This window comes from Ferruginibacter sp. (assembly GCF_031391665.1).
Taxonomy (GTDB): Bacteria; Bacteroidota; Bacteroidia; order Chitinophagales; family Chitinophagaceae; genus Ferruginibacter.
In genome coordinates this window covers 20,341-46,951 of the sequence record NZ_JANMUN010000174.1, presented here as the reverse complement: position 1 = coordinate 46,951, position 26,611 = coordinate 20,341, and the positions used below count along the sequence as shown (strand labels likewise).

22 protein-coding genes are annotated in these 26,611 nt (G+C 36.8%); 2 read left to right on the top strand and 20 right to left on the bottom strand.

Annotated elements, in window-relative coordinates; genetic code table 11:
* Positions 1-144: 144 nt before the first annotated feature.
* The 13 genes from ACY651_RS13330 to hemA all read right to left on the bottom strand — a co-directional run bounded on the left by ACY651_RS13330 (position 145) and on the right by hemA (position 15,239).
* Positions 145-3,072, bottom strand: a complete 2,928-nt coding sequence (locus tag ACY651_RS13330; RefSeq protein WP_462253529.1) for a TonB-dependent receptor — start codon at positions 3,070-3,072, stop codon at positions 145-147.
* Positions 3,073-3,329: 257 nt separating this feature from the next.
* Entirely contained in the window at positions 3,330-4,055 is a 726-nt protein-coding gene (locus ACY651_RS13325) for a superoxide dismutase (RefSeq protein WP_462253527.1), read from the bottom strand.
* Entirely contained in the window at positions 4,052-5,218 is a 1,167-nt protein-coding gene (locus ACY651_RS13320; RefSeq protein WP_462253525.1) for a chromate transporter, read from the bottom strand. Before ACY651_RS13320 ends, ACY651_RS13325 begins: the two co-directional genes overlap by 4 nt.
* A 162-nt stretch (positions 5,219-5,380) precedes the next feature.
* Entirely contained in the window at positions 5,381-6,346 is a 966-nt protein-coding gene (locus ACY651_RS13315) for a sulfite exporter TauE/SafE family protein (protein WP_462253523.1), read from the bottom strand.
* The gene (locus tag ACY651_RS13310) at positions 6,339-6,932 is read right to left on the bottom strand and encodes a precorrin-2 dehydrogenase/sirohydrochlorin ferrochelatase family protein (RefSeq protein ID WP_462253521.1); all 594 of its coding nucleotides are present in this window, start codon (positions 6,930-6,932) and stop codon (positions 6,339-6,341) included. Before ACY651_RS13310 ends, ACY651_RS13315 begins: the two co-directional genes overlap by 8 nt.
* Positions 6,919-7,581, bottom strand: coding sequence for a DUF2490 domain-containing protein (locus ACY651_RS13305; RefSeq protein WP_462253519.1), 663 nt, complete (start codon positions 7,579-7,581; stop codon positions 6,919-6,921). Before ACY651_RS13305 ends, ACY651_RS13310 begins: the two co-directional genes overlap by 14 nt.
* A 147-nt stretch (positions 7,582-7,728) precedes the next feature.
* A complete protein-coding gene (gene hemL / locus ACY651_RS13300; protein ID WP_462253517.1) occupies positions 7,729-9,015 on the bottom strand; it encodes a glutamate-1-semialdehyde 2,1-aminomutase in 1,287 nt (428 codons plus the stop codon).
* A 117-nt stretch (positions 9,016-9,132) separates the two neighbouring features.
* Positions 9,133-10,107 (bottom strand): porphobilinogen synthase, encoded by a 975-nt coding sequence (hemB, locus tag ACY651_RS13295; RefSeq protein ID WP_462253515.1) that lies wholly within the window; start codon positions 10,105-10,107, stop codon positions 9,133-9,135.
* A gap of 63 nt (positions 10,108-10,170) precedes the next feature.
* Complete coding sequence (gene hemF, locus ACY651_RS13290; RefSeq protein ID WP_462253513.1) at positions 10,171-11,136, bottom strand: oxygen-dependent coproporphyrinogen oxidase; 966 nt, start codon at positions 11,134-11,136, stop codon at positions 10,171-10,173.
* A gap of 58 nt (positions 11,137-11,194) precedes the next feature.
* Positions 11,195-12,226 carry a uroporphyrinogen decarboxylase gene (gene hemE, locus ACY651_RS13285; RefSeq protein WP_462253511.1) on the bottom strand — a complete coding sequence of 344 codons (1,032 nt, stop codon included), beginning with the start codon at positions 12,224-12,226 and terminating at the stop codon, positions 11,195-11,197.
* A gap of 133 nt (positions 12,227-12,359) precedes the next feature.
* Positions 12,360-13,079: a uroporphyrinogen-III synthase gene (locus tag ACY651_RS13280; RefSeq protein ID WP_462253509.1), complete on the bottom strand. Its 720-nt coding sequence runs from the start codon at positions 13,077-13,079 to the stop codon at positions 12,360-12,362.
* On the bottom strand, positions 13,048-13,986 hold the full coding sequence (gene hemC / locus ACY651_RS13275; RefSeq protein WP_462253507.1) for a hydroxymethylbilane synthase: 939 nt from the start codon (positions 13,984-13,986) through the stop codon (positions 13,048-13,050). Before hemC ends, ACY651_RS13280 begins: the two co-directional genes overlap by 32 nt.
* A gap of 5 nt (positions 13,987-13,991) precedes the next feature.
* Positions 13,992-15,239, bottom strand: a complete 1,248-nt coding sequence (hemA, locus tag ACY651_RS13270; protein WP_462253505.1) for a glutamyl-tRNA reductase — start codon at positions 15,237-15,239, stop codon at positions 13,992-13,994.
* Positions 15,240-15,481: 242 nt separating this feature from the next.
* Between hemA and hemH the strand changes: the two genes are divergently transcribed.
* Positions 15,482-16,534 (top strand): ferrochelatase, encoded by a 1,053-nt coding sequence (hemH, locus tag ACY651_RS13265; protein WP_462253503.1) that lies wholly within the window; start codon positions 15,482-15,484, stop codon positions 16,532-16,534.
* 200 nt (positions 16,535-16,734) lie between these two features.
* Positions 16,735-17,265, top strand: a complete 531-nt coding sequence (locus tag ACY651_RS13260) for a CopD family protein (RefSeq protein ID WP_462253501.1) — start codon at positions 16,735-16,737, stop codon at positions 17,263-17,265.
* 2 nt (positions 17,266-17,267) lie between these two features.
* Here ACY651_RS13260 and hemN read toward each other — a convergent pair whose 3' ends face one another.
* From hemN to ACY651_RS13225, 7 genes are all read right to left on the bottom strand, one after another.
* Positions 17,268-18,635, bottom strand: a complete 1,368-nt coding sequence (hemN, locus tag ACY651_RS13255) for an oxygen-independent coproporphyrinogen III oxidase (RefSeq protein WP_462253499.1) — start codon at positions 18,633-18,635, stop codon at positions 17,268-17,270.
* A gap of 242 nt (positions 18,636-18,877) precedes the next feature.
* Positions 18,878-20,578, bottom strand: coding sequence for an NADPH-dependent assimilatory sulfite reductase hemoprotein subunit (locus ACY651_RS13250; protein ID WP_462253497.1), 1,701 nt, complete (start codon positions 20,576-20,578; stop codon positions 18,878-18,880).
* A 308-nt stretch (positions 20,579-20,886) separates the two neighbouring features.
* On the bottom strand, positions 20,887-22,578 hold the full coding sequence (locus ACY651_RS13245) for a diflavin oxidoreductase (RefSeq protein WP_462253495.1): 1,692 nt from the start codon (positions 22,576-22,578) through the stop codon (positions 20,887-20,889).
* Positions 22,562-23,407 (bottom strand): uroporphyrinogen-III C-methyltransferase, encoded by an 846-nt coding sequence (gene cobA, locus ACY651_RS13240; protein ID WP_462253493.1) that lies wholly within the window; start codon positions 23,405-23,407, stop codon positions 22,562-22,564. The genes ACY651_RS13245 and cobA overlap by 17 nt, the downstream gene beginning before the upstream one ends.
* A gap of 125 nt (positions 23,408-23,532) precedes the next feature.
* Positions 23,533-24,444 carry a cysteine synthase A gene (gene cysK, locus ACY651_RS13235; protein WP_462253491.1) on the bottom strand — a complete coding sequence of 304 codons (912 nt, stop codon included), beginning with the start codon at positions 24,442-24,444 and terminating at the stop codon, positions 23,533-23,535.
* Positions 24,445-24,453: 9 nt separating this feature from the next.
* Entirely contained in the window at positions 24,454-25,284 is an 831-nt protein-coding gene (gene epsC / locus ACY651_RS13230) for a serine O-acetyltransferase EpsC (protein ID WP_462253489.1), read from the bottom strand.
* A 7-nt stretch (positions 25,285-25,291) separates the two neighbouring features.
* Positions 25,292-26,533: a sulfate adenylyltransferase subunit 1 gene (locus tag ACY651_RS13225; RefSeq protein WP_462253487.1), complete on the bottom strand. Its 1,242-nt coding sequence runs from the start codon at positions 26,531-26,533 to the stop codon at positions 25,292-25,294.
* Positions 26,534-26,611: the final 78 nt, after the last annotated feature.

Genomic DNA, 26,611 nt, shown 5'->3' with positions numbered 1-26,611 from the left:
AGTGGATTCGAACCACTATCAGTAATTTATGAAATTATGCAGCCACCAAAGGCCAGAGCTGTATAGGGCATTCCTAGGAATAAGAACGCCGTTGTAACGATTGCTATGCTCTAAGAAATAATCGTTTTAGTTTAGTGTGTTGAATTATTTATTCAGCAAACCATCAATTGTTATGGCTGCATAATACAATGCACTAATTGTTGGGCCGCCTGCATATTGATAGTACCTGTTGTTTAAAATATTAGATCCTCCCAGTTTTATAGTTGATTTTACTGCAGGTAAACGATAAGTAATTTGTGCATCTATATTATTAATTGCAGCAACAGCTCCCGTAACCAGCGGGCTTTCCCAAAGAAAACTGTCCTGCCATTTCCATACAATATTAAATCCGATATTTTTTGTAATGGCCCTGTTACCAAAAGAAATGTTGGTAGTAAATTTTGGTGTGTTAAAACCTGTTACAAAAAGATCAGGTGTGTTATTGCCTTTAATATCATTATAATTAAAGTTGCCGGAGATAGTAAATGTTTTATAAAAATTATAAGTCAGTCCTAATGATGAACCATAAGTGGTGTATTTATTTTTTGTATTGGTATAAACACGGTAACGCTCCTGGCCTTTACTGGTTGCATTGCCACCGCTTGCAGTTGTTGCATCTCTGTTTCTGTCAATCATTGCAATTACTGCTGCATCGCTGCCCACGGTTTCCCCTTTGGGAACATACACCTGTACCTGTCCCAAAAATCCATCATACACATTTGCATAAGCATCTGCATCAATAAAAACTTTGTTGTCAAATAGCACTGCTTTATAACCAATTTCAAAAGAATTAATGCCTTCGGGCCTGCCATCCGGCAGATTTGCTACCTGTAATAAATTTTTATTGTCCAATGCTGCGGCATCTGTATTGCCTCCAGCTTTTACTGCGGCATTAAATGCGGCTACAGATGGCTGTGTATAACTGTTTTCACGAAAACCCAATCCCTCGTTAATGATTGGTAAAATGCCCACTCTCTTTACCCTGCCGTTGTTTACATAACTCAGTGCTTCAAATAATGCCGGAAAACGGTAACCCTGCTGAAAGGTAAAACGGAAATTATGTTTTTCGCTTGCAGTATATACTGCTGCAATACGGGGTGTGAATTTTACCTGAAATTCAGGATTATAATCTGCCCTTACAGATCCCCATAGTTTTAATTTCTCATCAAAAAATGTTTTGGTTATTTGTGCAAATGCGCCAATTTTTTTATAATAAGTATTCTTACCAAAGCTGCCATCAGCTAATACTTTATTTCTGTCGGCAATGGCACGTGTAAAGTCAACAAAGTTGTTGCCATCCGGAATTAATTCATACACACGGGCATCGGCCCCTACCAGTAAATTAAAATATTTTACCTGTTTGGTTAAATCCAGTTGCCCTTCTATATGATACAGATTGCTTTTTTGTATCAATGCGGCGCCACCCGTTACCGGTGCATCTGGTATAGTACTTGATTTAATATCCCAGTTATTTATTTTTACAATAGAGTCTCTTATACTGTTAAAGCGTTGTGTACCCGGTACAGCACGGCTGGCATCTGCCTCCTGCCTTGCATAAGCAGTTGCAGCAGCAAGATTTGCAGAAGTTAATGCGCCACCGTTTGCAGCTGCGTAAGCATTTAGTGCAGTTTTATATTTTGCATTCCATAAGCTGGCACTGCCACCGGTATATAAATCTAAATTATCTGCCAGGGGTTTTACATTGTATGAATTACCGGTGTTTTCTTTTGTAACATAAGCCTTAACAGTAAAGTTGCTGCCCTTTAATTCTACCTGGTGGTTTTGTACCACCACATCATCCAACTTAACTTTATTGCCTCTTTGAAAAACACCATCCATTTTACCAATGCGGTAAGTGTAAGCAATTTCTGTTTTTGGGTTGAATTTATAGTGTAAAGCAATATCTGCTTTTAAATTATCTACATTGGGATCAACTAATTCGTTTTCCCAATAGCCGGTACGGGCAACTGTTAAAGTTCTGTTGGTAACACCATCAATGTTTAAACCGGTAACAGAAACTGTATTACTTAATTGTAAGGCATCATCACCATATTTATTCCACCCATCAAAAGCAATATTATTAACGCCATCCAGAGCAGTATAAGTTGGATTGGCTGAGTTTTTATTGTTTGGATTTTGATCTAAACGTGTATTGGATATCCAGTCGGTACCTTTTAAATAGCTGGCATTAATTTTAAATGCAAATTTATTTTTAAATGCTTTTGCATAGCGAATGGCTGTTTCGGTTAACAAACTTGGGTCATGGTCTTTGCCATCCACATGGTTAATACCTGTACGCTGAAAAACACTTAGCCCCTGTGTTTTAAAAGGGTTTTTTGTAATAAGATTGGCTAAACCATTAATGGCATTCATGCCGTATAATGCAGAAGCTGCACCGGGTGTAATTTCAATACTTTGTATATCCAGTTCTGTAGGGCCAATGGCATTGCCTAAGGGAACGCCTAATGTAGCCGCCTGCATGTCTATACCATCCACCAGTTGCATAAAGCGAAAATTATTGGGGATATTAAATCCACGGGTATTGGGTACTTTAAAGGTGATAGAAGATGTGGTAAGCTGCACACCTTTTACATTACCCAATGCATCATAAAAAGATGCAGCAGGCGTTTCTTTCAATGCTTTAAGGTCTAACTTTTCTATGCTTACCGGCGACTTTAATATTTTTTCTGAAGTACGGCTTGCTGTTACCACCACTTCATTAGCTAAAAATGTTTGCGATGTTAATTGAATAGCTAATTTGGTATTGGAATTTTTAACTTCCAGTTCTTGCGGCGAAAAACCAATGGAAGAAATAACTATTGTAAAAGGTAATTTTTGATTAATTACTAAAGAGAATGTTCCTGTAGAATCGGTGATAGTACCAATAGATGTTCCTTTGATGGAAATACTTGCCGATGGCAGCCCCTCATGGTTTTCACCTACTACACGGCCACTTAATATTAAAGCGCCATTAAGTTGCGCCAGGGTAAAAAGGGGTAATACTGCTAACAGAAATACTGTATTTTTTTTCATAATAATGAGTTGGTATAAGTTGTTTATTAAAGTCTATTAAATTTATAGACTAATTAAGTAAAAAATTTTAAAGCTGGATGAATTGCATTCGATGGCTATATCGTTGCATTCTTAAAGGAGAGGAAAGCCTAAGGTTATTCTGTTTCATTAACTTAATATTTGTTTGCAAAGATAAAGGCATTCTTATTAGTCCACCAAAATTATAGACTTTTATTTTAAAAATATTTTTATACCATAAATTTTGATTCGTAAAAATACTATTTGGTTATCTTGATTGCGGTTTCCAAACGTTGTGCAGCATTATCCCAATTGATGATGTTGAATAAGGCATCAACAAAATCGGTACGTTTGTTTTTGTATTTTAAATAGTAGGCATGTTCCCAAACATCAATAACTAATAAAGGGATAGCGCCCCACTGCGTAATTTTTTCGTGGTTTTCGCATTGCAAAACGGTAAGGCTGTCGCTGTAAGGCTGATAAGCTAAAATACCCCAGCCATTGCCATCCACATTTTTAGAAGTTTCAGCAATTAATGCTTTTAATTTATCATAGCTGCCAAAGTTTTTTTCAATACGTTTTAATAATTCACCTTTAGGATCATTTTTTTTGTTGGTAAGATTTGTCCAGAAAATTGAATGCAATACATGAGAAGAAAAATGGTAGGATAATTTTTTTGTCCAGTAATCCACCGTTTCTAAATTATTTTCGTCCATTGCTTTTTTAATCATCTGCAGATCTTTATTAGCACCTTTTACCGCACCGCCATGATGAAAAGTGTAATGCAGGTGCATGGTTTCTGAATCCATATAAGGTTCTAAAAAATTTTCGTTGTAAGGTAAAGGCTGAAGAATGTAATTACCGTTGGCATCCACCAATTTGTCAATATCGTTATTGGTTAAATTATTTGCAAAGGCATTGTTGGTGCCTATTAAAGTTGCAGCGCCTGCTAATGCGCCGGATGTTAAAAAGTTTTTTCTGTTCATAAAATAATTTTAATAAAAATTCCGATAATTGCTGCCGCCAGAATAATATACGGCTCCTGTATTTTCTTTATGTAAAGTAAGGCAAATATTGCAGCAATGGCGATGGTTGCTGTGGGAATATCTGTAATACTTCTTTTGGCTATTACAATTACCGCACCCACTAAAGCACCAACAACCGCAGCTGTAATGCCATCTACAAAAGCTTTTACCGGTTTGTTTTTTGCAATTTTATGAAAGTAAGGGGCAGGAATAATGGTAAATAAATAACAGGGTAAAAAAGTTGCAAGAGCTGCAACACATGCGCCGGGAAAACCGGCAACGAGATAACCAATAAAGCCAACCGTAATAACTACCGGGCCGGGAGTTATCATAGCAACAGCAACGGCATCTAAAAATTGTTGTTCGGTGAGCCAATGATTTTCTGTTACAACACCTGCATGTAAAAAAGGAACAATAGCCAGGCCGCTGCCAAAAACAAATGCGCCTGCTTTTGTAAAGAAGATAGCAATTTTTTGCAGCGTAGAATATTGAAAATCCCAAAAACCGATCTGCAATAAGACAAAACCGCTGGCTAATTTATTACTGGTAATTTTTGGCGGTGCTTTTACAAACATGTATATCACACCTGCTGTAATAAACACCAAAATATTTTCTTGCTCCGTAATAAATGTTACTGCAGCCGCCGCTAAAAAAAATAACCACAGCAGCCAATTAGTTTTAAATGATTGTAAATTAAACTTACCAATAGATTTTACAGTTAGTTTATAAGAGCTGATAATTATTATTCCAATTACAGCTGCGCCAACACCATAAAAAACTGCCTGCATCCACGAGAGGCCGCCAAATAATTTATAGGCAATACCCAGCAGTACCACCATTATAAAAGATGGTATTACAAAAGCAATGCCTGCAAGTGTTGCGCCAATAATACGGTAATGTACAAAGCCTAAATAAATACTTAACTGAGCAGCAAGTGGTCCCGGTGCTAATTGTGCCAACGCAAGGCCTTGTTTATACTGATCTTCTGAAACCCATTTTTTATTTTCTACCAAATCTTTATGCATGTAACCCACTAATGCAACGGGGCCGCCAAAACCCGTGCTGCCTAACTTTAAAAAATACTTTATTAATGCCTGTAAAGAGTATGTAGGTTTTGGTTCCATAATTTTATAAGAGTTTCAATCTACGCTTTAATAAAAGTTGAATATTGTTATGTCGTACAAGAGTGCGACGCCAATGAAGTTGAACATTGATTTATGGCTTGGCCCCAAAAAATTAAACCATAGCCTCCTCCATTTCCTCCGCCGCGGCGTAGATAGGGGCTTTTACAAAAAAATTGCCCTGTAAATTGTAATTAAACTCATGGCAATAACTACAATACCAACTGCAACAAACATTTTTTTAACCGGAAGTTTTGACGTTAGCATTGCCGAAAACGGGGCAGTTATTATGCCTCCAATTAATAAACCTGCAACAATATTCCAATGATGAATACCAATAGTGAAGATGAATGTGATTGCACTTGCTACAGTTAAAATACATTTTGCAAAAGTAGAACTGCCAATTACATACCGGGGTGTATGTCCATTTTTTATAAAAGTGCCTGTTACTAACGGTCCCCAACCACCGCCGCCAAATGAATCAATAAAACCGCCAATTAAACCAAGAACTGTAATTTTTGTGGGTTTCTTTTTTTGATTGGTTTCTTTTTTTTGAAAAGCATTTTGTAGAATTCTTATACCCAGATACATGGTGTACACTGCAATAAATGGTTTGGTTATTTTTGCATAGCGATCCCCAACATAACTAAGGGCCAGTGCCCCTATTACGGCACCAATAATTGCAGGGATGGCTAATGCTTTTGCTAATTTTTTATTTACATTTCCTAATTGCCAGTGGCTGATAGTGCCAGCAGCACTGGTAAAAGATTCGGCAGAATGAATGCTGGCGCTGATTACAGGCGGCGGCACATTTAAAATTAATAAAATGGTGGTGCATATTACGCCATAACCCATACCCATAGAGCCTGCAACAATTTCTGCAAAAAAACCAACTAACAGCATCCAGTAAAATAAATAATTGTCTTTATGTAATGCTGCCTGCAGTGTTGTAAGCTGTGCTGCAGATAAAAAAAGATAAGTGAATAATGCAATGAGCGCCACAATAGTTATGGCCACCATATATTTATTAAATACTTTTCTTCTGGAAGAAGTAAACTCCTGCTCTGTTGCCACCACATCCTGCGAATGGGTTATCTCTTCTATTGTTTCTTCCGTTGTTTGATTAAGCATTACTGTTATTTTCTGTAAGTTTTTTTGTTAGCTCATTAAGCTGTTTTACTTTTTCTGTAAAATCGCCACTCAATTTATTGCGTACATTTTGCATGTTGTTTAACAGGTCATCAATTTCATCCGGAAAAGTTTCGTTTAATACTTCCTTAATTCTTTTTGCAATGGTGGGTGATTTGCCATTGGTGCTAATCGCAATTTTTAGATTTCCTTTTCTTACAACAGAACTTAAATAAAAATCACACAGGTCGGGCTTATCTGCAGCATTAACTAATATTTTTTTGCTTTTAGCATCAGTTACAATTTGTGTGCTGATAGCAGTTTCATTAATGGCAGCAATGATAATATCGTTATCAGCTATATCACTTATGTGATAGGGTTTCTCTTTTAAAATAATATTGGGATATTGTATTGCAATTTCTTTAATGGCATCGCTTATTTGTGTGGCGACTAAAGTGATTTTAGTTGCAGGAGAGTTGCTGATAACAGCGTCTAGTTTTTCTAAACCCACATAGCCACCGCCAACAATAAGCACCGATAAGTTTTCTAACTTAAGAAAAATGGGAAATAAATTATTACTGCTTTGCATGCAATGAAATTGTTTTTAAAAATGAAAGGGTTAAAATATGCTGGGATGAATGTGCAGGCCAGCGCAACCACATATAGCCTGCCTGTAATTGTGCAGTCTTATTAAAATAATACAATCCATTTACGATAAGCCGGTTTTGATCGAACGACCATTTGTTGTTAGCATGTTGCTGCATATATTCATCTGCAATAAGTAAACCCCATTTTTCGGAAAATTTTTGTACTAACTGTGGTTTTATCCTGTAACGAAATGCATGAAATGCTGCTTTGGTACTGGTGGCAGAAAAAAAACGTTGTTCTGTTCTTATCCTTATTTGCGTTTGCAAAGTATTTGTAAGCGCTGTTTTATAATTTACTTCCTGCCAGTAACGAAATTCTTTTGCAAATTCATTATTTTGTTTTGAAAAAGTGGTACGTGTATGAGCAGCTGCGGCGCCAACTGCTACACTCCAATTCTTAGTAAAATTATACCTCAGTCCAATGCGGTGCAGCTGCTGCAATGCTGTTGGTGTAGTTCCTAAGGTTCTGTAATTAAAATCGGTGGGCATTTGCCACCTGTTATTTATATGCAGCGGCAACTGTACATTAAGCCAAATGCCGGTTGACGGCCTTTGGGCAAAAGCTTTAAAAGAAATTAATACTGATACCATAAAAAATATGCTCCTGTTTGCAGCCATAAACTAACACACCTGTATTATGCTTAAAGTAAAAAAACAGGAAAACAAAAATACTAATTTCCTACCAATTTAGTAGACTAATTAAAAAATATTTTTAATAGTTGAATTGCTGTAGTAAAATCAGCTTAGTTCCGCTAAACTTTCTTTGGTTTTGCTGATCGTTTCATCCAGATCGGCATAGGAGAGTGCGTTATTGAGGAACCAGCTTTCAAATGCAGACGGCGGTAAATAAATGCCTCTTTTCAGCATGGCATGAAAATATTTTTTAAACAACTCATTATTGGCGGATGCTGCAGTTGCAAAATCCGTAACCTCATGATCGCTGAAATGAATACTAATCATGGAACCAAACTGGTTGATGACATAAGGCCGCCCCCATGCTTTCAACACTTCTTGCAAACCATTTTTTAAATAAATTGTTTTTTCTTCCAGCTCCGTATAAATAGATGGATTATTTTTTAATTCAGTAAGCATGGTAAAACCTGCTATCATTGCAATAGGATTGCCACTTAGTGTGCCGGCCTGGTACACATTACCCAACGGCGCAATGTGCTGCATAATTTCTTTTTTGCCACCAAATGCACCCACCGGCAAGCCGCCGCCAATAACTTTTCCGTAAGTAACTAAATCGGCTTTGATGTTTAATTTTTGTTGTGCACCACCTGCTGCCAGTCTAAAACCTGTCATCACTTCATCAAAAATGAAAACAATATTTTCTTCATCACAAATTTTTCTTAAGCCTTCTAAAAAACCGGGTGCCGGTAAAATGCAACCCATGTTGCCTGCAACAGGTTCTACAATTATTGCTGCAATTTCATTTTTATTTTGTGCTACTAATTCTTTTACTGCTTCTAAATTATTGAATGCTGCAGTTAATGTATCATTGGCTACACCGGCAGTTACACCCGGCACTGTTTGAATATTTAATGTTGCTACACCACTGCCGGCTTTTACTAAAAATGAATCTGCATGGCCGTGATAGTGTCCTTCAAACTTTATTATTTTATTTTTTCCGGTATAACCTCTTGCCAAACGGATGGCACTCATGCAGGCTTCAGTGCCACTGCTTACCATTCTTATCAGATCTACATTGGGCACCATGCCAATGATGAGTTCGGCCATTTCAATTTCCAATAAAGTAGGTGCACCAAAAGAAGTAGAGCCTAATGCTTGTTCCTGTATGGCTTTTACTACCGGTTCGTATGCATGGCCTAAGATCATTGGTCCCCACGATGCGATGTAATCAATGTACTTATTATTATCTACGTCAAATAAATAAGCGCCTTTAGCGCTATGCATAAATACGGGTGTGCCGCCTACACTTTTAAATGCTCTAACGGGAGAGTTTACACCTCCTGGGATAGATTTTTTAGCTCTTTCAAATAGTTTTTCGCTTTTTGTATGCATGGGGAATTATTTTTTTCGTAATCTTTTTATTGTCTTGCAAAAATTTTCACGCAAAGAAACAAAGAAAAAAAGACGCAAAGATTTGCCCCTTTGCCGCTTAGCGGCTTTGCGTGAGAATTAACCCAGTAGCTTTACCGCATCTTTTGCAAAATACGTCGCAATCAAATCTGCTCCTGCTCTTTTTATTGACGTTAAGGTTTCTAAAATTGCTTTGTCTTCATCTATCCAGCCCATTTTTGCGGCAGCTTTTATCATGGCATATTCGCCGCTGATATTATATACACTCACGGGAACGTTGACAGCATTTTTTACTTCTCTTACAATATCCAAATAAGGTAAGCCTGGTTTTACCATTACAATATCTGCGCCTTCTTCAATATCCATCAATGCTTCTTTCACCGCTTCAATACGGTTGCTGTAATCCATCTGGTAAGTTTTTTTATCACCAAAACCGGGAGCACTGTCCAGTGCATCACGGAAGGGCCCGTAAAAACAAGAGGCATATTTTGCACTGTAGGCCATGATGCCGGTATTGGTAAAATTATTTTCTTCCAATGCTTTTCTAATAGCGCCAATGCGGCCATCCATCATATCGCTGGGTGCTACAAAATCGGCACCGGCATGCGCATGGCTTACACTCATTTGTGCTAATACTTCTACTGTAACATCATTTACAATTTGTCCGTTTTCTACAATACCATCATGACCGTAAGATGAAAATGGATCGAGTGCAACATCCGTCATCACCAGCATTTCGGGCACTACATCTTTTATAGCTTTAATACTTCTTTGCATCAAACCATTTGGGTTCAACGCTTCTGTTCCTTTATTGTCTTTTAATTCGTCTTTCGATTTTACAAAAAGTAAAACTGATTTTAATCCCATACTCCACAATTCTTTTACTTCTTTAACTGTGTTGTCTAAACTGTGGCGGTAATAATTAGGCATGGAAGCAATTTCCAATTTTATATTTTCTCCTTCCGTAATAAAAAGAGGAACGATAAAATCGTTTGGAGTTAAAATTGTTTCACTTACTAAACTTCTGATAGCGGGTGACTGACGTAAAATCCTGTTTCTTCTTTGCAAATACATAAAATTTATTTTAGTAATTATTTCAATCAACCGCTGACGGGGCTTGCAGCCGCCGTCAGGGTTTTAGCAAGAGTTCGATTTTTTTGCCCACGCATTTTTTTCTTCTTCGGTAATCGCAGCTAACCACTCTCTTGGATGCAAACATGCTTCCTGTATTTTATATTCTTCGGTTCCATATACAGGTTGATAATTGTATTCAAATCTCACGGTTGGCGGTAAGCTCATTAAAATACTTTCTGTACGGCCATTTGTTTTTAAGCCAAAGAGGGTACCACGGTCGTGTACCAAATTAAATTCTACATAGCGGCCTCTTCTTATTTCCTGCCAGTATTTGTTTGCGGCAGTATATGCTGTTGCTTTTCTTTTTTCAACAATGGGAACGTAGGCTTCTATAAATGCATCGCCGCATGTTTTACCAAATCTCATCCAAAAATGTACATCTTTAGTTTCATCGGGGCGCTGATAATCGTAAAAAATTCCACCAATACCACGGCGCTCTTCATTGCGGTGCCAGTTTACAAAATAGTTGTCGCAGTTTTTTTTAAATGCTGGATAGAAAGTTGCATCAAATGCATCGCAGGTATTTTTATAAGTTTGATGAAAATGGTTAGCGTCTTCCTTAAATAAATAATATGGAGTTAAATCTGTTCCACCGCCAAACCATGTGTCCATCACTTCTTCTTTTTCATTGTACAATTCAAACATCCTGTAATTGCAATGCACAGTTGGTACAAATGGATTTACAGGATGCAGCACAATACTTAAACCGCAGGCAAACCATTTTGCACCATCAATTTTTAATTGGGTTTTCATCGCCTCTGTTACATCCCCAAAAACTATAGAAGTATTTACACCACCTTTTTCAAAAACATTTCCGTTCGCTATCACTCTTGTTTTGCCACCACCACCTTCGGGCCGTTCCCATTTGTCTTCTGTAAATGTTGCTTTGCCATCACATAATTCTAATGCAGCACAAATTTTATTTTGCATATTGTGAATAATCTCAATCCAATTTTCTTTTGCGCTCATAAATAATTCAAAAGTTAAAAGTCAAAATTAAAAAATCATCATTTTGACTTTTGATTTTTTACTTTTTACTTTCATATTCCTTCACCGCATCCACAAATGCTTTGGCATGATCAACCGGAACATTGGGTGTAATGCCATGCCCCAAATTAGCTACATAATTTTGAATGCCAAATGCATCGATCATTTCCTTTACAGCTTTCTTAATTTCAGGAATGGGCGCTAATAATTTTGCAGGATCAAAATTGCCCTGCAAGGTAATTCTATTGCCGGTTAATTCTCTTGCTAATTGGGGCGCCACACACCAATCGATACCAATGCCAGCTGCACTGCTTTCACTCAACTCTTTTAATGCGTACCAGCTCCCCTTTGGAAATAAAATTACTGGTGCATCATCTTTTAATGCATCTGCGATTTGTAATAAATAAGGTTGTGCAAAAATTTTAAAATCTGCCGGACTTAATGAGCCCGACCAGCTATCAAAAACCTGCACCGTATCGGCACCGGCTTTTACCTGTGCTTTTAAATATTGAATAGTGATGGTAGTAATTTTTTGCAACAGCTGATGAGCCAATGCTGTTTCGGTATAAGCAAACTGTTTTGCTTTATCCCATGTTTTACTTCCTTTGCCTTCAATCATGTAACACAAAATCGTCCATGGGGCACCGGCAAAACCAATTAATGGCACACGGCCATTCAATTCTTTTTTTGTAAGACTTAATGCATTCATCACATAACTTAAACTTTCTTCGGTACCATCAATTATTAATGCATCAATATCATTTTTTGTTTTAATTGTTTTGGGTAAAGACGGGCCTTTGCCTTCTTCCATCAAAACTTCCAAACCCATGGCCTGCGGTATAACTAAAATATCACTGAAGATGATGGCAGCATCTACACCCACCTGGTCAACAGGTTGCAAAGTAATTTGTGTTGCCAGATCCGGTGTTTGCACACGGGTAAAAAAATCATATTTATTTCTCAGCTTAATGTAGTCGGGCAAATATCTACCGGCCTGCCGCATCATCCATACAGGCGGACGTTCAACTTTTTCATTTCTTAAAGCCCGAAGTAATAAATCGTTTTGTAGCATAAATTTTTATTTCTGATGTATAACTTAAAATGTCTGATTTCTGATGTTTGATTGCTGATGTGAGATAGATTTTGCAGATGACTTCTTTATGTCAGACATCATACATCCCAAATCATACATCCCAAATCAGATATCACGTAAAATATTCCATCATCTTCTTCACCAGGTTTTCTTTTCCCGGCTGGTCGCTGATGAGTATTTTATTGTTAGTGAATTTTTTAATTGCTGTTGCTGTTGTATTACCAATGGCAAACAAAATTGTTTGCGCTGTAACGGTATTTGTTTTAAAAAAACTTTCCACAGCACTGGGGCTGAAAAAAAGTATGCCATGATAAGGCTTGGTTATTTTATGCGGCACTTCAATAGTTTGGTAAACGATAATTTCATTTACTTCAATATTATTTTGCTCCAGTATTTCGGGCAACTCATCCCTCCGCTGATCGCCGCAAAAGAAAATAACTTTATCAATAAAACGATCTTCTGCAATTAACTCTGCCAGTTCAGCAGCGGAATTTGCTGTGCCTGCAATATTTGCTTCGCCAAAATTTTCGGCAACTAATTTTTTGGTGGTAGTACCCATGCAATAAATATTCCAGTCGGGCTGTTGCTCTTGCTGCCAAATTACAACTGCATCCACCGCATTCATGCTGGTAAAAACTACTGTAGTTGATAAAAGCAACGCCTGTTCAATTTCCTGTTGCACTTCTATAGTTTGTATAGGTTCAGTTTCTATAAAAGAAATTTCATCAATAACAATACCAGCTGCTTTCGCATCCTCAACCAAAAAAATATTTAGTGGCCTTGTACATAATATGTTGATGTTATTTTGTTCCATTGCGAATGCGATCGGCAATTTTTTGTCCGCCGTTTTGTAATAACCAGGTAGCAGCAATTTTTCCTAAATCGTTTGATTCATTAATAAAAACTGTTTTCTCAACAGTAACTTTTTCTTTACCATCAACCGATAAAATATTGCCTTTAAAAATGAGTTCGTTATCTTTTACTGTGGTCAATGCACTGATAGGAGTAGAACAACCGCCTAATAATTGTCTTAAAAAATCTCTTTCAATTTTTGTACAGATGGCAGTATCTGTATGATTGAAATTATTGCAAGCATCCAAACAAAAATCATCAGCTTCCCTGCAAACTACCATGATGGCGCCTTGTGCCGGTGCCGGTAACATCCAATCCAATTCAATGCTATTTTGCGGACGGAGATTGATTCTTTCTAACCCCGCTGCGGCAAAGATTGCAGCATCCCAATTTTCTTCCTGTAATTTTATTAAACGGGTATTTACATTGCCACGAAGATTATGTATTTGATGCAAAGGGAATTTATTTAACCATTGAGCTTTACGTCTTGTACTGCTGGTAGCAATGTTCAATTCGTTTTTATCGGGCATGGTCCATTCGCCATTGACCATTGACCATTGACCTTTGTACACTAAAAGATCTTTGTACGATGCTCTTTCTAACACCGCTGCCTGCACAATGCCCTTCGCCATTTGTGTGGGCACATCTTTCATAGAGTGTACGGCAATATCAATTTTATTATGCAGCAGGGCAATGTCTAAACTTTTTGTAAAAATTCCCTGTACTCCCATTTCGTACAATGGTGTTTGCAAATCAATATCGCCTTCACTTTTTATAAAAACTAATTCCGAGGGAAAATTATTTTGTAATAATAATTGCTGCACTTTGGTAGCCTGCCAAACAGCCAGCTGGCTTTCTCTAGTTCCAATGCGAATAACTTTGCCCATGTGCTTTAATTTGTACCGGTAGCAATAAATTCATTAATGGCAGTAATGTAATTGCAGCCACGCTGATTTTGATTACGCATGTTTACTGCCATACCATTAATTACTTTTTGAATTTTAAGATCGGTAATGGTTGGTGTAACCGGTGGTGTATTTTGTTTGGCAAAGTAACTGATATATAATTCGCAGTTGTGCATGGCATACAGTTTATTTTTAACTGCTTTTAATAACGGAACGTTTTTACGCATTTCGTGCCATTCTAAAAATTCAAAAATCTGTTCCTTAATGATGTCTTCTGCTTTGGGTATTTCTGCTTCTCTTTTATGCAGCGTAGCATCTTTAATTTTAGAAAGATCATCTACATTAACTAAAATAATATTCTTTAAATCCTGTGCTGTTTTTTCAACATTGCAGGGTATAGACAGATCGATAATAATTTTATGGCCTTTATTTAAAAGATGCGATTGTAAAATAACCGGCTCGTCTGCATTGGTAGCTACTAAAATAATATCCGCTTCCTCCACCTGATTGGGAAGATCTTCTACCGAGGCAAATTGTAATCCCAATTCATTGGCCAGTTCTTCCGCTTTACTTTCGGTACGGTTGATGAGGGTGATATTTTTTGTTTGTAAATAATCTACCAGATTTTTACAGGTATTGCGGCCAATTTTTCCGGTACCTATCAATAATATTTTTTTACCTGCAATACTTGCAACTTTTTCTTTTATAAATTGAATTGCAGCAAAAGAAACAGAAACTGTACCACCGCTTAAACCTGTATTGGTTTTAATTAATTTAGAAGATTGTAAAACAGCATTCACCAGCCTGTCTAAATAAACACCAATAAAATTATGCTGGCGGGAGAATTTAACGGCCTGCTTTAACTGCCCCACAATTTCGTAATCGCCTAAAATTTGAGAATCTAATCCGGCAGCCACATCAAACAAATGACGGATGGCTTCTTTATCATTTTTTATGTAAGCAATTTCATTAAAAATTTCAACCGAACCTTGAGTTTGTGTACATAACAATTTACACAAGTCGGTAACGTTTTCGGTAAAACCATAAATTTCGGTACGGTTGCAGGTAGATATTACAAATAATTCATGCACATTATATAAAGGCGCCATGGTAAGCAGCTTTGCATATTGCTCGTTACTTATGGCAAACTGCCCACGTAAAGCGGCATCTGTTTTTTTGTAGTTGATACCTGCTACAAAAAAATTTGATATGTCTGTTTGTTGAAGTGGACCCATTGGAATAAAACCATTGAAATTTTAATACCACAAAAATACTTTCACCTCAGCGTGTAAACTAATTTCTGTGTCATTACATTGTCATTTTACCAACTGATTGTAATCAATTGAGGTGGTGATCAAAATCATAACGGAACAAATGCGTCAATACGTGGATGAATTGTACTTTCATTTACGGCAATTTTAAAAGTAATTGAACTTTTAAAGACGCCAGGGGTTAATTTTGAAAATATTTTTTATTTATGGCAACTAAAAGAGGTATTGTTTTAATGAACCTGGGTTCACCGGATACTACATCGGTTAAAGATGTAAGGCGCTATTTAAATGAATTTTTAATGGATGGAAAAGTAATTGATGTGCCTTACCTGCTGCGGTTTTTATTGGTAAAGGGAATTATTGTGCCCTTTCGTGCGCCAAAATCGGCAGAGGCCTACCGCACCATCTGGACGAATGAAGGTTCTCCATTAATTGTATTGACACAACAATTGCAACAGGAGCTGCAGCAATATGTAGATGAGCCCATTGAAATTGCTATGCGTTACGGCAATCCGACACCTGCAATGGCCTATGATAATTTAATGAAACGTCAGCCAGGGCTGGAAGAAGTTTTAGCCATTCCATTATATCCGCATTATGCCATGGCTTCTTACGAAACGGCAGTAGATTACGCAAAAGAAATTCATACAAAAAATAATTATCCTTTTAAATTAAATTTTATAAAACCATTTTTTGATGAAGCGGATTATATCACTGCCATGGCAGAAAATATAAAACCTTTTTTAAATGAAGAGTACGATCATATATTGTTTAGCTACCACGGCATACCGGAACGGCACTTAAAAAAAACGGATGACACGAAAAGCCATTGCATGCAGGTCAATGATTGTTGCAATGTAGCTTCGCCGGCACACAGCAAATGTTACCGCCACCAATGTTTTGTTACCACTAAATTAGTTACAGATGCTTTGCACATATCTAAAGAAAAATTCAGCATTTCTTTTCAATCAAGATTAGGCAAGGGTTGGCTGCAACCTTTTACCGATATTCGTTTAGAGCAAATGCCCAAAGAAGGGATTAAAAAATTGTTGGTGCTTTGCCCGGCTTTTGTAAGCGATTGTTTAGAAACTTTAGAAGAAATTGAAGAACGTGGAAAAGAAAGTTTTATGGAAGCCGGTGGCATTTCTTATAAAATGATACCTTGTTTAAATACAAATGCGTTATGGGTAAATACGCTGGAGAAATGGGTGAAGGAGACAAAACAAGGAAATGAGGAAATGATTTTACAAGGTAGATAGTTAGATAATCAGTGTTGTCGAAAAAGGTTCATCTGTTGCAATCCGCCTTCGACAAGCTCAGGCTGACAGGATTATATTTGTTACATGAATACTAATTAATTTTGGATGCAGATAAAATCCTCTCATTATTAATTGATCAAGCTTACAACAATAAATAACTAAAATCATACATCAGCCATCCAACATCATACATCCAAAAAATGCTCTACAACTACATTAAAGCACTGCACATAATTTTTATCGTTACCTGGTTTAGCGGCATGTTTTATATTGTACGGTTATTTATTTATAACACCGAAGCAGGAGAGAAGGAAGGAGTTGAAAAAGAAATTTTACAAAAGCAATTTGGGATAATGATCAAACGCTTGTGGCTCGGTATTACCTGGCCATCTGCCATACTCACTATAATTTTTGGTGGATGGGTCACTTCCATGTACACTGCTATTCCTCAATGGTTATGGATAAAACTGGGTTTTGTTGCAGGGTTGTACGCCTATCATTTTACGTTACAAAAAATTTACAGCGACGAAATGAAAGGCATTTTTAAATACACTTCTAATCAATTAAGGGTATGGAATGAAGTAGCTACAATTTTTTTAATTGCCATTGTTATGATCGTAACAGTAAAAGATAATATCAGCTGGTTGTGGGGAATAATTGGTCTTGCACTTTTTACAATAGCATTAATGAGCGCTATTAAAATTTATAAAATCATCCGGACAAAAAAATAAAATTAAATAGCATTGCTAAACCTGGGAACAGCAGTTTCTTTTTGATTCCGCCACAAGTGCAAATCGAATGCCCTGCAAATATTACGGATAAAACTATTGCCTAACGCTGTTATGGTTACACCTTCTTCGTTCCAATTTAATAATTGATCTGCTTCCAGTTTTTCCAATTCAGCAAAACTGTATTTTCTTAATAAAGCAAGATGTTCTTTTTTAAAAAACGTTTTGCCTTTGCAACTGATGTCTAAAATATATTGTTTAAAAGCCACGTCTTCCTCAGTAAGAAAATAACCACGCCGTAACGGTAATTCATTTTTTTCTATAGCAGCATAATAATCATGCAATGTTTTTTCGTTTTGTGCGTATGCTACCCCTGCATCGCTAATACTGGAAACACCAAGGCCTAATAATAATTTAGTATGTTGTGTGGTATAGCCCATAAAATTCCGGTGCAGGCTGCCATCTAATTTAGCAATGTATAAATCATCTGTCGCCAGTGCAAAATGATCCATGCCAATATCATGGTAACCATTTTCTAACAATAATTTTTTTCCCAATTGATATAATTTCATTTTATCTTCCGCAGAAGGCAAATCATTTTCATCAAATAATCTTTGGCCACGGCTGGTCCACGGTACATGAGCATAACTGTAAAATGCAATGCGGTCGGGTTGCATGGCAATAGTTTGTTCAATGGTTTTTTGTAAACTTTTTAAAGTTTGCAAAGGCAGGCCATAGATCAAATCGAAATTTACCGATTTAAAACCAACTGCTCTTGCGGAATCGGTAGCCCGCTGTACATTTTCAACTGGTTGAATTCTGTTTATAATTTTTTGCACTTCCGGATCGGTGTCCTGTACACCATAGCTCACCCGGCGAAATCCTTCATTATATAAAGTTTGTAAATGAAAAATAGTGGTATTATTTGGATGTCCTTCAATACTAAATTCATGATCGGGATGAATAATTGATTTTTCAAAAATGATATCCAATAACTTTTTTAAATTTTCCGACGAAAAAAAAGTGGGTGTGCCACCACCTAAATGCAATTCTCTTATTACAGGTTTTTCATCCATCAACTCAACATACAATGCCCACTCTTTTGCAATGGCCTGCATGTACACTTCTTCCACCCTATGATTACCGGTAATTTTTTTATTACAACCGCAGTAAGTACATAACGATTCACAGAAAGGTAAATGCAAATACAAACTGATACCTTCTTTGCTGTTAGCTGCTGTAAACTGCTGCTGAAAAATATTTTTCCATTGTGTCACATCAATGCCTTCGTTCCAGAAAGGAACTGTGGGATAGCTGGTATACCGTGGTACTGGCACATTGTATTTGTTCAATAAGGAAGTGTCAATAGTCATAGCTGTTGTATAAAGCGTAAAACTATCAGTAAATTAAAGCAGTGCTGATGACGGCAGTCAGCAGTTAAAATGAGTATCATCATAAATAAAAAGGCATCCTGTTTTGCAGGATGCCTTAAAAAAACAAAAAATGAAGCCTCTTAACTATTAGTATCTACGGTAATTCTGGAATGTCAGTTTGTAAAACTTAAAGTTTATGATTGACCATTGACTATTGACCATTCACTATTCACCATTGCCCTTTACACCCATTCTTTTCTCATAGAAAAATCACCAAATGTTTCACCACTATTTTTTTCTTTTTTATATAAAGCAAATAAACTGTCAAGTTCAGATAATATCTCCGCTTCCTCTAAATTTTCTTTATAAATTTTATTCAGTCTTTGCCCTTCATTATCTCCACCCAGGTGCAAATTGTATTTGCCGGGTGCGGTGCCAATAAAACCAATTTCTGCTGCAGCACTTCTGCCACAACCATTAGGGCAACCCGTCATGCGTAAAATAATATCTTCATTACTTAGTTCATTTTTATCCAGCAATGGTTCAATCTTATCAATCAATTCCGGCAAATAGCGTTGTGCCTCTGCCAATGCTAACGGGCAGGTAGGTAATGCTACACATGCAATCGAATTTTTACGTAGCAAAGAAGCATTTTCAGTGTGTTCAATTAATTTAAAATCATCTAAGATTTTATTAATGGTTGCTTTATCTGTTTCCGCAACATCACTAATAATAACATTCTGGCTGCTGGTAAATAAAAAATTACAGGCATCCGTTTTGGCAATTTCTAACAGCGCTGTTTTCATGGCCAGTTTTTCATCATCCAGTACCCTGCCATTTTCTACAAACAATGTATAATACCAAAGTCCTTTATCGCTTTTATGCCAGCCATAAAAATCCTTTCTCTCATTAAAAGTATAAGGCCTTGCAGGCTCCAGTTTAAATCCTGTTCTTTTTTCTACTTCTTCTTTATATTTTTCTACACCTAAATTATCAACTGTATATTTAAGTCTTGCTAATTTTCTATCGCTGCGATTGCCAAAATCTCTTTGTACGGTTACTACATCGTAAATAGTTTTTAAAACTTTTTCTTCTGTATCTGCAAAACCAATTACAGTTGCCAACCTTGCATAAGTTTGTGCATTGCCATGCGTTGCAGATAAACCACCACCAATGGCAATATTAAATCCGGATAATTTATTATTTTCAATAATAGCGATCAATGCTAGGTCATTTATTAAAACATCCACTTCGTTATTGGGAGGAATGCCAATTCCAATTTTAAATTTCCTTGGTAAGTATCTATCTTGGTATAACGGATCCACCTCTTCATTTTTATCAGCAATCTTTTCATCATCTATCCAAATCTCGTAATAAGCTTTTGTTTTTGGAAAAAGTAAATCACTGATCTTACTGGCGTACCCAAAAATTTCTGCATGCAGCGGCGATTGCACCGGGTGCGATGCACAGGTTACATTACGGTTAATATCCCCGCAGGTTGCAATAGAATCTAAATTGGCTTTATTAAAAGCACTTATTGTTGGCTTTATTTTTGATTTTACAATGCCATGTAATTGTATCGTTTGCCTCGTAGTAATTTTTATTACACCGGTAGAATTGTCGTCAGCAATTTCATTGGCAGCAATCCATTTTTGTGCACTAATAAAGCCGCCGGGTAGCCGCAAACGAATCATAAAAGAATACAAACGGTCTAATTTTTTTTCGGCACGTTCTTCTCTTCTGTCCCGGTCATCCTGCTGGTACATGCCATGAAATTTTATTACCGCCTGGTCATCTTCTCTTATGGCGCCGGTAATTTCATCGGTTAAACTTTCTTTAATAGTGCCACGTAAACCATCACTATTCACTTTTATTTTTTCAATTGCGGATAAATTATTTTTCTCTGCCATTATTTTTTTCTTTTGAGCCGGGCTGAGAAGCATTGTTCAACTTCATTGGCGTCGCACTCTTGTACATTAAATCTTTATTGAGCTTTAATTATGTTTTGCAAAAAGCACTCCCGATCATAATCGGGATTCCTACGGAACGATTAAAAACAAACATTTTTTTTCTAACCACCTTAAGCTCCTACAGAGCTGATTTTAAATGGCAGCTTTCTGTTTACTTTGGCCGGGTGAGCCACTCTTAAGGAGTGACTCACCCTACGAAACAATCTCCGCTAATATCTTCTCCATTTCCTCCCCTTTGGGGAGATAGAGGGGCTGGTTCCCCCTTTAGGGGTCGGAGGGGGTTAATACACATCCTTCTCATACCTTCCTTCTTCCTCTAATTGCTCCAAATATTTTTTTGCTTCTTCAGCAGTTTTGTTACCGTGCTGTTCAATAATTTGTAACAATGTATTTTCAACATCAATACTCATTGGGTGTTTTTTACCACAAACAAAAAATGAAGCGCCGCCATTCAACCATTCGTATAATTCAGCGCCATGCTGCTGCATTTTATGCTGCACATAAATTTTTTCTAGCTGATCTCTGCTGAAAGCCAAATTAATTTTATTCAGTACACCAGTTTCAAACCAGTTTTGAATCTCTGTTTGGTATAAAAAATCGCTTGCAAAATGTTGCTCACCAAAAAATAACCAGTTTCTTCCTGAGGCACCGGTGGCATCACGTTCTGCTAAAAATGAACGGAACGCAGCAATACCTGTACCCGGACCTACCATAATAATATCTTTATTTTCTGCAGGCAAACGAAAACGTTTATTGGGCTGCACAAAAAATTGCTGACTGCTGTTTAATTTTAATTTGCTCAGGAAATCAGAACACAAACCAAATCTTTTTTTATCATTTACAGTATAAGTATCTTTTACTACAACAATATGTACTTCGCCCTGGTGTGCAGTTGGTGAAGAGGCAATAGTGTATAACCTCGGAGAAACAGCATTAAGACTAATTAATATTTCTTCAAACTGTGTAGTATTTTTTACAGGATATTTTTTTACCAGCTCCAGTAAATCGGCACGGCCTTCTGGAATAGTATGACCGGTTGCTGTCGCATATTGTTTAACTAATCTTTCAGTTAAGTGAATAATATTTATTTTTCTTTTCAGTAACTCGTAAATAGTAAATTTTTCTTTTTTAAACTCAAGGCTTTTATTACCATCAATATTTGCCGTTGCAATAATATCAGTAACTACCTGTGAATCATTTTCTGCAATAATACCAATAGAATCACCACACTGGTATTCCAAACCTTCGGCTTCAATTTCTATATGATAAGTTTCTTTGTTAGAGTCTTTGTCATTTAAATTAATTACTGTTAATACTTTACCTGTATAACTTTGTTTTCCTTTTTTAGCAACAGGTGCAACAACTGCAGTTATTGTTGTTGCCTCGCTTTGTTTATTATTTAAGTTTTTTAAAACAGTATTAAACCAGTTGCTGGCTTCATCATCATACTCCAGGTCGCATTTTTGCAAAGGCACAAAACGGTTAGCGCCTAATTTATTCAACTGCAGATCTACATCTTCACCAGTTTTGCAAAACAGCGGGTAAGAAGTATCACCCAATGCCAACACTCCATATTTTAATTTGTCTAACTTAAATCCGTTATTATGAATATGATCGTAAAACTTTTTTGCTGCAGCAGGCGGCTCTCCTTCGCCGTGGGTGCTTACAACAGCCAGTAAATATTCTTCTTTGGTTAAATCGGTAAGGCGGTATTGATCCATCCCTACCACTTTTGCATGCACATGATGTTGTTTTGCTTTGGCAGCAAAGTCAGTAGCTAATCTTTTTGAATTGCCTGTTTCAGTTCCGTAAACAATAGTAATTTTTTTTGCTGCACTTTCGGTAACTACGGGTTGCTGAACAGTTTTGTTTTTTACAATGCCATTCAAATAACCATTCATCCATATCAATTCTTCATTACTTGAAGCATTGATAAGGTCAGACAGTATTTTAAATTTATTTTCCACCAGCATCTTCACTTACTTTTAAAAGGTTAATATTTTTATCTATAGAAGTAAAATAATTTTCGTCGCCAGGATTGTTTTGCAGCCATGCAAACTGGCTATGCAGTGCTACTACTTTGCCAATAATTACCAATGTAGGAGAAGCAAACTTTTTCCCTTTTAAAGTAGTATCGTAATTGTATAAACCGGTAACAGAAATATTTTGTTGCGGCGTTGTTGCCTGCTCCACCACTGCTAATAATTTAGCTGCATCAATTTTATGTTGCACTAAATTTTCAACAACGGTATCTAGTGTTTCGCTGCTCATATAAAAAACCAGTGTGTCTTTTGTTGCTGCCAATTCCTGCCAGTATTCATCGGTAACAATATCTTTTTTATAAAAAGTTAAAAACCTTACGGATGTGGCGTAGCCTCTTGCAGTAAGCGGAATGCCAGCATAAGCCGCCGCACCTGAAGCTGCCGTTACACCGGGTATTACTTCGTAAGGAATATTATTATCCACTAAAATTTGTAATTCATCTAAAATATTACTGAAGAAAGAAACATCGCCACCTTTTAATCTTACTACTAATTTATTTTGTAATGCATATTTTAAAAGCAGCTGACAAATTTCCTGTTGCTGTACAGAAGCATCCCTGTTATATTGTTTGCCAACATAAATTATTTCAGTGCCCGGTTGCACATATTCCTCTAAAATTTTTTCACTAACTAACCTATCTGTTAAAACAATATCAGCCTGTTGTAAAAAGCGGGCAGCCTTTACAGTAATTAATTCCGGATCGCCGCAGCCTGCAGCGGCAAGAATTACTTTGCCGGTATGTTTACTTATGTTTGTCATTTAACCTCATTCCAATCCCTCTCCAATAGAGCGAACTTGAAGGAGCAGTATTTATTTTGATATATTTTTTATAAAATTTAATCATCGCTTTTATCTTCTTCATTTTCCCCTTTAGGGGATAGGGGCTAATACAACCCCTCAATACTCAAATATCTTTCCCCGGTATCATAATTAAACGTCAATACTTTTGAACCATTAGGAATTTCTTTTATCTTTTTAGCAACTGCCGCCAAAGAAGCACCTGTAGAAACACCAACAAAAATACCTTCTTCTTTTGCAATGCGTTGTGCATACGTGTAGGCCTCCTCTTTACTAACCTGTATAATACCATCTAAAATTGCAGTATTTAAAATAGAAGGTATAAAGCCTGCACCAATACCCTGCAACGGATGCGGTGATGGTGCACCACCACTTAATACTGGTGATAATTCCGGCTCCACTGCAAATACTTTTAAGCCGGGCCATTTTGGTTTTAAAATTTCTGCTACACCGGTAATATGCCCGCCTGTACCCACGCCTGTTATGATATAATCCAATCCATCAGGAAAATCATTTAATATTTCCAATGCAGTTGTTTTGCGGTGTATCTCAGTGTTTGCAGGATTATCGAATTGCTGTGGCACCCAGCTATTTTTTGTTTCGGCTGCCAGTTCATTTGCTTTTTCTATTGCACCTTTCATTCCTTTTTCTCTTGGTGTTAAAACGAATGTTGCACCATAGCTGCTCATTAATCTGCGTCTCTCAATGCTCATACTTTCGGGCATTACTAAAATAATTTTGTAACCCTTTACTGCTGCCACTAATGCCAAACCAATTCCGGTGTTGCCACTGGTAGGTTCAATAATTACGCTGTCTTTATTTAACAGGCCTTTGCTTTCTGCATCTTCAATCATCGATAATGCAATGCGGTCTTTAATACTTGCACCAGGATTATTTTTTTCTAACTTGATCCACACTTCATGATCGTTACCAAAAAGACGATTGATCTTTACATGCGGCGTATTGCCAATAGTTGCTAAAATATTATTTGCTTTCATCTGAATTTTTTAAATAAAATAATTATAAGGTTCTAAAAAAGATTTTTTATCCTGTATGGTTACATCCGCTTTTTGAAACACTACAGAAAAAGCCGGCACTGCATTGGTAAGCCAAACGTTACCACCAATTACACTGTCGTGACCAACAATAGTTTCGCCACCTAATATAGTAGCATTAGAATAGATCACTACATTATCTTCAATGGTCGGATGTCTTTTTTCACTTGCTTTTTCTTTTTGTACACTTAACGCACCGAGTGTAACACCCTGAAAAATTTTTACATTGTTACCAATGATAGCGGTTTCGCCAATTACAATACCTGTACCATGGTCAATTGAAAAGGATTGACCAATAGTTGCGCCGGGATGAATATCGATACCTGTTTTACTGTGTGCATATTCGCTGATGATACGGGGCAATAAATTAATTTTTTGTAAGTGTAATTGGTTGGCAATACGGTGTGCCGCTATTGCAAAAAAACCGGGATACGCCACTAAAACTTCATTAATATTTTTTGCTGCAGGGTCAGCTTCATAAATGGCTTGTGCATCTAACAATAATTTTTGATACAAGTCCGGGATGGTTTTAAAAAATGAGTTTGCTTGTTCATCACTGTATTTCTCCTCATTCAAAACCGGGTATAATAATAATTGCAATTGCCGCTTTAATTTTTTTAACTGCGATTGAATTTCAAACTCATTATTATCTGCTTCGCTTCTGCAGATAAACAATACTTCAAAAAGTTTACGCACAAAACGCCTGGCCCTGGTTGAATCGGGTAACGAACAACCCTGTTGTTTTTTAAAACTTGCTATCTCTTGAAAAAAAATATTTTCCATAAAATTATTATTGAAACAATACCGCTGCTACTGTTGCATTGCTGGTTTCATCTATTAAAATTGCAGCGCCATTGCTGCGGTTATTTTTATAACTGTCAAATACAATTGGTGCTGCAGTTTTTATTGATGCTCTTACAATCTCATTTAGTTTAACCTGCTGTACATCTTCAATATGTTCTAAACTGTTTACATCAATTTTGTAAGCCAGGTTTTTTATCACTGTTCTTACATTGCGGTTATTATGCTGCAGCAAATATTTATTGCCGTTTTGTAATGGTTTATCATCCAGCCAGCAAAACAATACATCTGCTTCGTTGGTTGCTGTAATATTTTCTGTCGATTTTACAATGGCATCGCCACGGCTGATATCAATGTCATCAGTTAATAAAAGTGTTACACTCTGCGGTGCAAATGCTTCGGATACTTCTATTCCTGCAATTTCAATTTTATCAATTGTAGTTTCAATACCTGCCGGTAAAATTTTTACTTTATCACCTTTTTTATAAATGCCACTGGTAATTTTTCCGGCGTAGCCACGGTAATCATGCAGCGCTTCTGTTTGTGGCCTTATTACATACTGCACCTGAAAACGGCTGTCGGTATGGTTTACAGCATTTTCAATTACTACTTCTTCCAAAAATTCAAGCAAAGGCTTTCCGTCGTACCATGGCGTTAATAAAGATTTTTCAACAATGTTATCGCCATTTAATGCACTTAAAGGAATGTAAGTAACATTTTCAATGCCCAGCTGTTTTGCTAATTTGCTGTATTCAATTACAATGTTATTATACACATCCTGAGAATAATTTACCAGGTCAATTTTATTTATTGCTACCACCACATGCGGAATTCCCAATAACGAAGTAATGATACTGTGCCGGCGGGTTTGCTCTGCAACGCCGTGTCTTGCATCAATTAATACAATCGCCAAATCAACATTGCTTGCGCCAGTAATCATGTTACGGGTGTACTGCACATGGCCGGGGGCATCTGCGATAATAAATTTTCTTTTATCGGTACTGAAATAGCGGTAAGCCACATCAATGGTAATACCCTGTTCTCTTTCGGCCCTAAGTCCATCCGTTAGTAAGGCCAGGTCAATTTCGCCATTGTCTTTATTTTTGGTGCTTTTTTCAATAGCTTCCAAATGATCAGCTAAAATATTTTTGCTGTCGTATAGCAACCGGCCAATTAAAGTACTCTTACCATCATCAACACTTCCTGCGGTTATAAATCTTAAAATATCCATTGTTGTTTTATTTTTTTGTTACGAACATTTGTTTTTCATGGCATCATCGTTGTGTCACTCACTTGTACTGTTTACCAT

What these genes read in the sequence shown, in the direction of transcription:
- ACY651_RS13245 (WP_462253495.1), bottom strand. Translation starts at nt 22,578, where the DNA reads ATGCTGGTGGAAAATAAATTTAAAATACTGTCTGACCTTATCAATGCT.
- ACY651_RS13330 (WP_462253529.1), bottom strand. Translation starts at nt 3,072, where the DNA reads ATGAAAAAAAATACAGTATTTCTGTTAGCAGTATTACCCCTTTTTACC.
- hemN (WP_462253499.1), bottom strand. Translation starts at nt 18,635, where the DNA reads ATGACTATTGACACTTCCTTATTGAACAAATACAATGTGCCAGTACCA.
- ACY651_RS13225 (WP_462253487.1), bottom strand. Translation starts at nt 26,533, where the DNA reads ATGGATATTTTAAGATTTATAACCGCAGGAAGTGTTGATGATGGTAAG.
- hemB (WP_462253515.1), bottom strand. Translation starts at nt 10,107, where the DNA reads ATGTATTTGCAAAGAAGAAACAGGATTTTACGTCAGTCACCCGCTATC.
- ACY651_RS13310 (WP_462253521.1), bottom strand. Translation starts at nt 6,932, where the DNA reads ATGCAAAGCAGTAATAATTTATTTCCCATTTTTCTTAAGTTAGAAAAC.
- epsC (WP_462253489.1), bottom strand. Translation starts at nt 25,284, where the DNA reads ATGGAAAATATTTTTTTTCAAGAGATAGCAAGTTTTAAAAAACAACAG.
- hemH (WP_462253503.1), top strand. Translation starts at nt 15,482, where the DNA reads ATGGCAACTAAAAGAGGTATTGTTTTAATGAACCTGGGTTCACCGGAT.
- hemL (WP_462253517.1), bottom strand. Translation starts at nt 9,015, where the DNA reads ATGCATACAAAAAGCGAAAAACTATTTGAAAGAGCTAAAAAATCTATC.
- hemA (WP_462253505.1), bottom strand. Translation starts at nt 15,239, where the DNA reads ATGGGTCCACTTCAACAAACAGACATATCAAATTTTTTTGTAGCAGGT.
- hemC (WP_462253507.1), bottom strand. Translation starts at nt 13,986, where the DNA reads ATGGGCAAAGTTATTCGCATTGGAACTAGAGAAAGCCAGCTGGCTGTT.
- hemF (WP_462253513.1), bottom strand. Translation starts at nt 11,136, where the DNA reads ATGAGCGCAAAAGAAAATTGGATTGAGATTATTCACAATATGCAAAAT.
- ACY651_RS13260 (WP_462253501.1), top strand. Translation starts at nt 16,735, where the DNA reads ATGCTCTACAACTACATTAAAGCACTGCACATAATTTTTATCGTTACC.
- ACY651_RS13305 (WP_462253519.1), bottom strand. Translation starts at nt 7,581, where the DNA reads ATGGTATCAGTATTAATTTCTTTTAAAGCTTTTGCCCAAAGGCCGTCA.
- ACY651_RS13325 (WP_462253527.1), bottom strand. Translation starts at nt 4,055, where the DNA reads ATGAACAGAAAAAACTTTTTAACATCCGGCGCATTAGCAGGCGCTGCA.
- cysK (WP_462253491.1), bottom strand. Translation starts at nt 24,444, where the DNA reads ATGAAAGCAAATAATATTTTAGCAACTATTGGCAATACGCCGCATGTA.
- cobA (WP_462253493.1), bottom strand. Translation starts at nt 23,407, where the DNA reads ATGACAAACATAAGTAAACATACCGGCAAAGTAATTCTTGCCGCTGCA.
- ACY651_RS13320 (WP_462253525.1), bottom strand. Translation starts at nt 5,218, where the DNA reads ATGGAACCAAAACCTACATACTCTTTACAGGCATTAATAAAGTATTTT.
- hemE (WP_462253511.1), bottom strand. Translation starts at nt 12,226, where the DNA reads ATGCTACAAAACGATTTATTACTTCGGGCTTTAAGAAATGAAAAAGTT.
- ACY651_RS13250 (WP_462253497.1), bottom strand. Translation starts at nt 20,578, where the DNA reads ATGCTTCTCAGCCCGGCTCAAAAGAAAAAAATAATGGCAGAGAAAAAT.
- ACY651_RS13315 (WP_462253523.1), bottom strand. Translation starts at nt 6,346, where the DNA reads ATGCTTAATCAAACAACGGAAGAAACAATAGAAGAGATAACCCATTCG.